Origin of the sequence: Mycobacterium parascrofulaceum ATCC BAA-614 (assembly GCF_000164135.1) — a bacterium.
Lineage (GTDB): Bacteria > Actinomycetota > Actinomycetes > Mycobacteriales > Mycobacteriaceae > Mycobacterium > Mycobacterium parascrofulaceum.
The window spans coordinates 1,919,262-1,926,019 of the sequence record NZ_GG770553.1; the positions used below are offsets into that span (position 1 = coordinate 1,919,262).

A 6,758-nucleotide genomic window follows, 5' to 3' on the forward strand; every position below is an offset into this window, starting at 1 on the left:
CCGCCACCCGCCCGCGCCGGCGGGAACACCGGGAGCGCCCTCGCCGCCGGCGGCGGCGGTTCCACCCGTTCCCGACGGTGCGACGACGCTGTCCCCGGCGAAATCCGCCGCCCTGCAAGAGATCCAGGCGGCGCTCGGCGCGGTCAAGGACGCCCAGAAGAAGGGCGATTTCGCCGGCTACGGCGCCGCGCTGCAGCGGTTGGACGACGCGATCACCAAGTACAACAACACCAAATAACTCGCCTTAGTTGCCGCGAGATAACTCGCCTTAGTTGCCGCGAGCGTCCGTGTTTGTACGGCGACACGCCGGAAAGCGCGGCATTCTGCGCGCGCTCGCCGGCGGAGCGGTCGGCAGGACAGCTTCTCAGGCGTAGGCCGTTCGGAACCTCTCCCGGTAGGCCTTCGGGCTGATGCCCAGGTGATTGACGAACACCCGCCGCAGGGTTTCGATGCTGCCGAAGCCGGCCATGCCCGCGGTCTCGCTGACGGACCGGCCCGATTCCAGTGCGCCACGGGCGAAGTCGATCCGAACCAGCTCGACATAACGGGCGGGGGTCATCCCCAGCTCGGATTGGAAGAGCCGGGTCAGCTGGCGCGTGCTCAGCGACGCTCGGGCGGCAAGGGATGTCACGCTGTGGTCGGCGGCGGGGTCGGCCGCGACCGCATCGATGACCGCCCGCAGCGGCGACTGCGGCGGCGGGTCGGCCTCGACCAGCACCGAGAATTGCGACTGGCCCCCCCGCGCGTTTCAGGTAGACGACCAGCGGCGGGTGTTCCTGTTCGGCGCCCTGCAGGGGCTGCGCCGCGGGCTGCGGCCGGACCTGGAACTGCTCTACGTCGGCGCGCTGTTCCACGACATCGGGCTCACGGACCGCTACCGCAGCTCGACGATCCGCTTCGAGGTCGACGGCGCGAACGCGGCCCGCGACTTCCTCACCGCCCGTGGCGTCGACAAAGCCGCCGCCGACAAGGTGTGGCTCGGGATCGCGCTGCACACGACGCCCGGCGTGCCGGAGTTCCTCGACCCCGAAGTCGCTCTGCTGCAAGCCGGTGTCGAGGTCGACGTGGTCGGCGTCGGCCGCGAGTCGCTGGCCCCCGATGCCCTCGCGGCGGTGACGGCCGCCCACCCGCGCCCCGATTTCAAGAACCGCATCCTCGCGGCTTTCAACGACGGGATGAAGCACCGCCCGCTGACGACCGCCGGCACCATGAACGCCGACGTGCTGGCCCACTTCGATCCCGCCTTCGAGCGCGTCGACTTCGTCGGCGCGATCCTGAACAACAGCTGGCCCGAGTAAGCGGAAAGGAGCGGACCAATGGAGATCCACGAGGCGCTGTACACCACCAGGATGATGCGGCGGTTGCGGCCGGACCCGATTCCGCTGGACACCCAGGCCCGCATCCTCGACGCGGCCGTCCGGGCGCCCAACGGCGGCAACACCCAGCGCTGGCACTTCGTGGCCGTGGACGACCGGGAGCTGATCCGCGAGTTCGCGCGGCTGTTCAGGGAGGCCCGCGCCCTCGAATACGAGAAGTTCCGGACGGGACAGGGTCCGATGGTGACGCCGGCCCCCGGAGCTGACCCGGCCGCCCACGCCGAAACGATGCGCCGGATCAAGGGTTCCGGGGATTACCTGGCCGACCACTTCGACGAGGTTCCCTTGCTGCTCTTCGTCTTCGCCATCGACGACCTCGGCGGTGCCAACATCTATCCGGCGATCTGGAGTGTGTTGCTCGCCGCCCGCGCCGAGGGCGTCGGCGGGGTGATGACGATGGTGCTCAACAATTTCCGCGACCGGGTGAACGAGTTGCTGGGCGTGCCCATCGAGGAGGGCTGGAAGATGTCGGCCATGCTGACCCTGGGCTACCCCCGGGGCAAGTGGGCCGTCGCGGCCAATCGGCTTCCCGTGCACGAGGTTTCGTCCCGCAACCGCTGGGATGCGCCGTTCGGTCTCGAGGTGCCGCGGCCGCTGTGGCCGCCTCACGAAACGGCGGAGCTCCCGGCGGCGGGATGACGGGCCCCAGGAAGGTGAGTCACATGACTGTATGGAACGACATCGGGGTCACCGTGGTGCAGCCGGGGGCGGGCGAGCACGTCGCCCTCCCCGGATTCGGGGCGGTGTTCAAACTCTCCAGCAAGACCAACGGCGGCGAGGTGTCGATCGTCGAGCACCCGTTTGCGGTCGGCCTGCTCACGGCCGCGCACATGCACACTCGTGAGGACGAGCACTCGATCGTGCTGGCCGGTGAGATCGGCTTCCGCTCGGACGACAGCGAAGTGGTTCTGGGTCCGGGTGGCTACATCACCAAGCCCCGCGGCCAGATGCACGCGATGTGGAACGCCGGCAACGAGCCCGGACGCATCATCGAAGTCATCACGCCCGGCGGATTCGAGAACTATTTCCGCGAGCTCGGGGAGTTGCTCGTCGAGCACGCCGACGACCCGGCCGGCAAGGTTCTGCACGAGCTTCCGGAGTTCGGCGAGCTGGCCGACAAGTACGGGTTGACCTACGGGTCGCCCGACTGGGTGGACGACATCGCGCGGCGGTACGGGCTGAACCCGCCGTCGCATTAAAACTCGCCGAGATTGCCGTGACGGCTGTGGTTAGTCCACCCGCCACGACCGTGGCGGCAATCTCGCCGCCGAAGGCCGCCGCACCCCCGGTGAGCCCGCGATTTGGTCGCCGTGATGCCGGTTCGGTAACCTGGCATTCACCAACGCGGGGTGGAGCAGCTCGGTAGCTCGCTGGGCTCATAACCCAGAGGTCGCAGGTTCGAATCCTGTCCCCGCTACTAAACGAAGCGGCCCCCGGAGAATCCTCCGGGGGCCGCTTCATGCATTCGGGATCCGATCCTCGTTTCTCGGGCGCTTCGGCTATGCGTCAAGAAGAGCGCCTGGGGCTCGTCACCGGCGGCCCCCGGCCCCGCTAGGACTCGCGAGAAACGATCACCACCGATTGCGCCGCGTGCGCGACGGCCGTGCTCACCGAGCCCAGCAGCATGCCGGCGAATCCGCCGCGACCGTGACTGCCGACGACGACGAGTTGTGCGGACTCCGAGTGCTCGATGAGTTGACGAGCCGGCTGATCGCACACCACCACGGGTCGCACTCCGACATCGGGGTAGCGCTCCTGAAGTCCGGCGAGCCACTCGGCGAGCGACTCTCGTGCGCGCACTTCCATCATCTCGAGATCCAGACCCGGCACTTCCGACACGCTGACGTCCGACCACGCATGCAGTGCCACCAACTCCACGCCCCGGCGAGAGGCCTCCTCAAAGGCGATCTCCGCCACCCGTTTTGACGCGGCCGAACCGTCGATTCCCACCAGCACGGGTGCCTGCGGGCGCGGCGGAGCCTCGTCATGGACGACGGCGACCGGGCAATGCGCGTAGTTCACCAGGCCGGTGCTGGCCGAGCCGAACGGGACCCGGCTGAACGCGCCTTCGCCCCGGTACCCCACGACCATCATGTCCGCGATCTTGGACTCGTTGACGAGCGTGGAAACGGTCGGGCCCCGTACCACCACGCTGTACACGAACGGCGGGCCATGGTCGGCGGTGCTGTCGGCGACCACCTGTCGCGCGTCTTCGAGAATTTGCCGTGCCTTCTCGTCCTGCCGCTCGAAATAGTCTTGCGGAATGGGAATCGCCGGCCACGGCGCAACCGCCGGCACGACCGGTGCGATGACGTGCATGAGTGTCAGCGGCACATTGCGTATCGCCGCATCGCGAGCCGCCCAGGCGACCGCGGCCATCGAGGACGCTGATCGGTCGACGCCGACCATAATGCCGCGATGTGTTTCGCGTTCGGACATTTCGTTCCCCTGCCTCGATCGTTAAGCGATTCAAACGAGCATCAGTCAGCGCTGGGGTTGCAGCATCTTGCGAATGTCCATGGGGAGCTGTCCCAGCGCCTTGTCTATCAGCGCAGCGGGCAGATGATGCAAGACAGCCGCGGTGGTGGCCGCCGCGGCCCGGTCCACTTCGTCGAGTGCGATGTTCGCCTCGCGCGCGAACCGGACGGCGTAGGCCTTGGCGTCGTACTTGTCCGGGACGGAATTGGGATTCCATGCCTGATAGAAGACGCCGCGGATCAGGTCGGGAAGCTGGGCGGCGAAATGAGCGCTCGCGTCCACGGTGAGCCGATCGCGCAGGGTGTGGAGCCAGGCCCTCAGGACGCGGTAGGCGAACTCGCGATCCTCGGTGTCGAACTCCTTGGCCACGTCGTTGACCCATGTGTGTGCGGCATCGATTGCGTGATCGAGTGCCGTGGCCCTGGTTTTCGTCGCCATGGGTGCCTCCTCGAAGACGTTGTGACCAGCAGGGTGGACTGCTTTTGGCCCAAGCCCACGTGCGGCCACGCACGGCCTTCAGTCAACTCCGTCGCGCGCGAAGCAGAGAAGGGGCGATGGACTCCGCGCCGGAGGACTTTCGGCCACTCGCCCCGGCACCACCGAGCCGCTGCACGCCTACCGGGGCAGGACGTCCTCGATGGCGCTGATCACCTCGGGGGCGTCGGGCTCGGTGCGGGGCCGGAACCGCCGCACCACCTCACCGCCGGGGGAGAGCAAGAACTTCTCGAAGTTCCACTGGATGTCGCCGGCCTCGCCGGCGGAATCGGCGGCCTTGGTCAGCTCGGCGTAGAGCGGGTGCCGGTCGTCGCCGTTCACGTCGGTCTTCGCCAGCAGCGGGAACGTCACCCCGTAGGTCGTCGAACAGAACTCCCGGATCTGCTCGGCCGTGCCCGGCTCCTGGCTCATGAACTGGTTGCAGGGGAGGCCGACGACGGTGAGGCCACGGTCGCCGTAGTCCTCGGCGAGCTTCTCCAGCGCCGTGTATTGCGGAGTCAGACCGCATTTGGAGGCCACGTTGACGACCAGCGTTGCGCCGTCGGACAGTTCGGCCAGCGTCGTGGCGCGGCCGTCGAGGGTGGTCAGGGGTATGTCTTTGAGGGTCACGCGGATGACGCTAACGCACGGCCCGGCCGTTGAATCTGCGAACGCCGGTTCGCACGAGCGGTGACCGCCAAGGTACATTCCACTGGACTTCTTTATTGAATATCTGTGCAGGGCCGGGAACGAGACGCGGAGGGGTGGCGGCACTGGTGACAACGTCTTCGCCGGTGCAGATCAACTCCCAGCGACTGCTGCCATACCGGTGGATCGCCGTCGGCGTGCTGGTGATCCTGGCCATCGTGTTCACCATGGTGTACGTCCAGTTCCGCGGCGGCATCACCGCGAAGACGAACTTGACGATGCTGGCGTCGCGCGCCGGGCTGGTGATGGACCCGGGCTCGAAGGTCACCTACAACGGCGTGGAGATCGGCCGGGTGGGCGACATCTCGGAGACCGTGCGCGACGGTAAGCCCGCGGCCAAATTCACCCTGGAGGTGTATCCGCGGTATCTGTCGCTGATCCCGTCCAACGTGAACGCCGACATCAGGGCCACCACGGTGTCCGGCGGCAAGTACGTCTCGCTGACGACACCGAAAACCCGTCGCCGCAACGGATCAACCCGCACACCGTGATCGACGCGCGGTCGGTGACCACCGAGATCAACACGCTGTTCCAGACGATCGTGTCCATCAACGAGAAGGTGGATCCGGTCAAGCTGAACCTGACGCTGAGCGCGGCCGCCCAGGCGCTGACCGGGTTGGGTGACAAGTTGGGCCAGTCGGTGGTCAACGCCAACGCGATCCTCGACGACGTCAACCCGCAGATGCCCTAGGCGCGCCACGACATTCAGCAGCTGGCCGGGCTGGGCGATACCTACGCCAACGCCGCACCCGACCTGTTCGATTTCCTGAACAACGCGGTGATCACCTCGCGCACCATCAACGCCCAGCAGAATGATCTGGACCAGGCGTTGTTGGCGGCGGCCGGGTTCGGCAACACCGGCGCCGACATCTTCAACAAGGGCGGCCCGTACCTGGCGCGCGGCGCCCAGGACCTGGTGCCCTCGGCGCAGCTGCTGGACACCTACAGCCCCGCGATCTACTGCACGCTGAAGAATTACCACGACGTGGTGCCCCTGACCGGTGCCTCCGAAGGCGGTTTCAACGGTTACTCGTTGAACATGAACACCGAGGCGCTGTCCGGGCTGGGGTTGCTGGCCAACCCGGTGTCCGCGGTGGCCACCATCGCCAGCCTGGTCGGCGGCCTGGCCGGCGTGGTGGGCGGCGCGCCGAACCCGTACACCTACCCGGAGAACCTGCCGCGGGTGAACGCCCACGGCGGCCCGGGCGGCGCGCCGGGTTGCTGGCAGCCCATCACCCGTCATCTGTGGCCCGCACCGGAATTGGTGATGGACACCGGCAACAGCATCGCGCCGTACAACCACCTGGACACCGGATCGCCGTACGCGATCGAGTACGTCTGGGGCCGCCAGGTCGGGGATAACACCATCAATCCCTAGAACTACGCGGCCAAGAATGCAGAATGTCTTCGTGCCGCCGCGCAGGGACCGCTGACGTGTCGGGGTTCGGCTTTCACACCCTGGCGCTGCTGACCGCCATCGGGTTGGCCGGTCCGCTGCTGGCCGCTCTGCCGGGCCTGCGCATTCCGGTGATCATCGGTGAGCTCACGGCGGGCCTCGCCGTCGGCCGGACCGGATTCAACGTCGTCGACGTCACCAACCCGACCTTCCAGCTGCTCGCCAACGTCGGGTTCGCGTTGGTCATGTTCGTCGTGGGCACCCACGTCCCGGTCGGCGCCGGCGCGCTGCGGTCGTCGCTGCCGCAGGCTTTGGCGCGGGCGGCG

At 67.5% G+C, this 6,758-nt stretch carries 9 protein-coding genes, 1 tRNA gene and 1 pseudogene; 7 read left to right on the forward strand and 4 right to left on the reverse strand.

The features are described from left to right. A partial coding sequence (locus HMPREF0591_RS33040) for a hypothetical protein (protein WP_007168176.1) occupies nucleotides 1-238 on the forward strand: 238 nt, incomplete at its 5' end. Between the two features lie 126 nt (nucleotides 239-364). Here HMPREF0591_RS33040 and HMPREF0591_RS09000 read toward each other — a convergent pair. Continuing rightward, nucleotides 365-718: a helix-turn-helix domain-containing protein gene (locus HMPREF0591_RS09000; protein ID WP_007168177.1), complete on the reverse strand. Its 354-nt coding sequence runs from the start codon at nucleotides 716-718 to the stop codon at nucleotides 365-367. Between HMPREF0591_RS09000 and HMPREF0591_RS09005 the strand changes: the two genes are divergently transcribed. From HMPREF0591_RS09005 to HMPREF0591_RS09020, 4 genes are all read left to right on the forward strand, one after another. Next, nucleotides 669-1,298, forward strand: a complete 630-nt coding sequence (locus HMPREF0591_RS09005) for an HD domain-containing protein (protein WP_007168178.1) — start codon at nucleotides 669-671, stop codon at nucleotides 1,296-1,298. The two genes, HMPREF0591_RS09000 and HMPREF0591_RS09005, sit on opposite strands and share 50 nt — an antisense overlap. A gap of 18 nt (nucleotides 1,299-1,316) precedes the next feature. After that, on the forward strand, nucleotides 1,317-2,015 hold the full coding sequence (locus HMPREF0591_RS09010; protein ID WP_007168179.1) for a nitroreductase family protein: 699 nt from the start codon (nucleotides 1,317-1,319) through the stop codon (nucleotides 2,013-2,015). A gap of 23 nt (nucleotides 2,016-2,038) precedes the next feature. Then, complete coding sequence (locus HMPREF0591_RS09015; RefSeq protein WP_040621471.1) at nucleotides 2,039-2,575, forward strand: cupin domain-containing protein; 537 nt, start codon at nucleotides 2,039-2,041, stop codon at nucleotides 2,573-2,575. Nucleotides 2,576-2,719: 144 nt separating this feature from the next. Further along, nucleotides 2,720-2,793: transfer RNA gene (locus tag HMPREF0591_RS09020), tRNA-Met, on the forward strand. Nucleotides 2,794-2,927: 134 nt separating this feature from the next. On the opposite strand, the gene HMPREF0591_RS09025 is transcribed toward HMPREF0591_RS09020, so the two are convergent. From HMPREF0591_RS09025 to HMPREF0591_RS09035, 3 genes are all read right to left on the reverse strand, one after another. Further along, entirely contained in the window at nucleotides 2,928-3,815 is an 888-nt protein-coding gene (locus HMPREF0591_RS09025) for a universal stress protein (protein ID WP_007168181.1), read from the reverse strand. A 45-nt stretch (nucleotides 3,816-3,860) separates the two neighbouring features. Further along, the gene (locus tag HMPREF0591_RS09030; RefSeq protein ID WP_007168182.1) at nucleotides 3,861-4,292 is read right to left on the reverse strand and encodes a DUF2267 domain-containing protein; all 432 of its coding nucleotides are present in this window, start codon (nucleotides 4,290-4,292) and stop codon (nucleotides 3,861-3,863) included. Between the two features lie 177 nt (nucleotides 4,293-4,469). Continuing rightward, nucleotides 4,470-4,958, reverse strand: coding sequence for a glutathione peroxidase (locus tag HMPREF0591_RS09035; protein WP_007168183.1), 489 nt, complete (start codon nucleotides 4,956-4,958; stop codon nucleotides 4,470-4,472). Between the two features lie 164 nt (nucleotides 4,959-5,122). On the opposite strand from HMPREF0591_RS09035, the pseudogene HMPREF0591_RS32225 reads away from it, so the two are divergent. Then, nucleotides 5,123-6,414 (forward strand): annotated as a pseudogene (locus tag HMPREF0591_RS32225) (MCE family protein). Nucleotides 6,415-6,470: 56 nt separating this feature from the next. Beyond that, nucleotides 6,471-6,758: cation:proton antiporter domain-containing protein (locus HMPREF0591_RS09045; protein ID WP_040621473.1), on the forward strand; the 288-nt coding region annotated here is incomplete at its 3' end.